Source organism: Conservatibacter flavescens, from assembly GCF_002795425.1.
Classification (GTDB): Bacteria; Pseudomonadota; Gammaproteobacteria; order Enterobacterales; family Pasteurellaceae; genus Conservatibacter; species Conservatibacter flavescens.
In genome coordinates this window covers 1-1,995 of record NZ_PHHA01000049.1, presented here as the reverse complement: position 1 = coordinate 1,995, position 1,995 = coordinate 1, and the positions used below count along the sequence as shown (strand labels likewise).

Sequence of the window (1,995 nt, the reverse complement as noted above, 5' to 3'; positions counted from 1 at the left end):
TCAAGTGGTAATTCTTGATTCTTTCTTATATCTGTTATCCCAACCTTTGTCATCTTCATATACTTGTTTATTTCATTTGATTATAGAATGCATAAGGGGGCAATTGCAAGGTTAATATATTTTGGGATCAGTTTTGTTTAGTTTTAATTGCTGAACATCAAGTTTTATAATTTAATTTATCAAAATTAGGGCATTGGTTATCTTTTTCTATATAGAAGTATATATTTTTTCTATCTGAATCAATGTTAACTAATTAGAAGTTACCATCTTCCTATTATTTAGATATTGGGTATATATTTATTATCTATTCTTAACCATATTAATTAGTCGAATCTGGCTAGTTATTTTTTTTATGTATAATTCCCCAATGAGCATTATCACTTTCGTTATTTATTGAGAAAGACACTTGATAATTAATATCATTATATGTGAAATAAACCATAAAAAATGCAACTTGTGGAAAATCGTCTTCTTTAATAAACTTATGATACCTATATTCATAGGTAAATGTATTTTTTATTCTTTCTAATTCCTTATCAGGATCTTTCAGATTAGGATTAAATAATATTTCTAATTCTTTTTTTAAATCTGGTATTTTTTCCCTTATTTTTTCTATAGGGTTATATGAATAGTCCAAATCAATTATTTTGTTTTTACCTTCTCTAATATAACGTTTATTTGATAATAATTTTTTTGCAGAAAAACATTCTGTTTCATTTGGATTTGATGTGTCCTTGTAAGTATAATAACATATGCGATATATATCTTTAGAACTAATATTATTTTTAATAGTAAACAATATTCTCATAAATACTAAAACCAATAATATACCCAAAATTAATTTAATTGTTAGGGAAATATGTTTGCAAATCATCTTTTAACCCTCTAGGTGTATCACCTGAAATTGGTGGTTTTATAGCTCCATCTGACATTATAGGACCACCATTATTACGATCATTCTTTTCTCTTTCTAATATTAGGATATCTTCATCCTCTTCATCTTCAACATTATATGTTTGATCATATAAAGAACGCTTTTCATATGCTTCAACTGTTACTTGTAATTTATCAGCAATATATTGAGCCAAACTATTCTCAGGCTTTGCTTCGTTACTATTTGTAAATGATTCATTCCACTCAGATATACCGGTTCGGCAAGCATAAGATCTAACGCGAGCAGACTTAGAAAAGATCTTTTTATCAAGTTTGTCAATCATTGTTTTATTTAATGTTCCATCTTTCTTCATTATTTTAATCCAAATATGTTCATTATAATAATAAGCGATATCATAGTGAAATTCGATACCTCCAGGTAACCCATGAGAGTAAATTTCCATTTCTTGTATTTCTCTACAAGTATTTTTTCTAGCATTAAGAATATTAATAAGTTCATCAACATTTTTTACAAAAAATAGTGACGTATTTTTAGATTTTGCCGAAAATTCTATAATCTTTTTATCATTAAATGTATATCCTTCTTCAAATACAATCAGAATAACACTATCTCTATCACTTTTAATTTTATCATTATATTTTTTTATAGCTCTAATTCCTTGATTAATAAACATATAAGCATTACCTTCATAATCTCCTATAAGATTATCATTTATAATATCACGCTGTTGCTTAACTAATTTCCCTATTTTATCTTTAGTAGTCATAAGAGCAGATGCAACAATAATAATATAATCTTTGGGACGAGTAATACGTTGCACACATATAAAATCATTGCTATTTGTTATTGTAGATTGTGTATAGCTTTTAGGGTTGTTCCATTCTTTCATATTTGGTTATTTACCCTCCTAGACATTTATATTTAGTTAAAAATGAGAAAATTATTATATTATTTTTTATTTATCTTAAAAAATAATATTACCAAAATCAATAAAATATATTTATTATATTTACTAACCATAACCAATTAAGATTAGCTATTATAGCTTGCTAAATTTCGTAGATAAATTGTATTTTTATAACGATAACTTATAAATAGTT

Annotated in this window: 2 protein-coding genes; both read right to left on the bottom strand. The window is 25.3% G+C overall.

Annotated elements, in window-relative coordinates; translation table 11 throughout:
- Positions 1 to 337 precede the first annotated feature (337 nt).
- Positions 338 to 874 carry a hypothetical protein gene (locus tag CVP05_RS12520; RefSeq protein WP_100289892.1) on the bottom strand — a complete coding sequence of 179 codons (537 nt, stop codon included), beginning with the start codon at positions 872 to 874 and terminating at the stop codon, positions 338 to 340.
- A complete protein-coding gene (locus CVP05_RS12515; RefSeq protein ID WP_100289891.1) occupies positions 843 to 1,784 on the bottom strand; it encodes a hypothetical protein in 942 nt (313 codons plus the stop codon). Before CVP05_RS12515 ends, CVP05_RS12520 begins: the two co-directional genes overlap by 32 nt.
- Between the last annotated feature and the right edge of the window lie 211 nt (positions 1,785 to 1,995).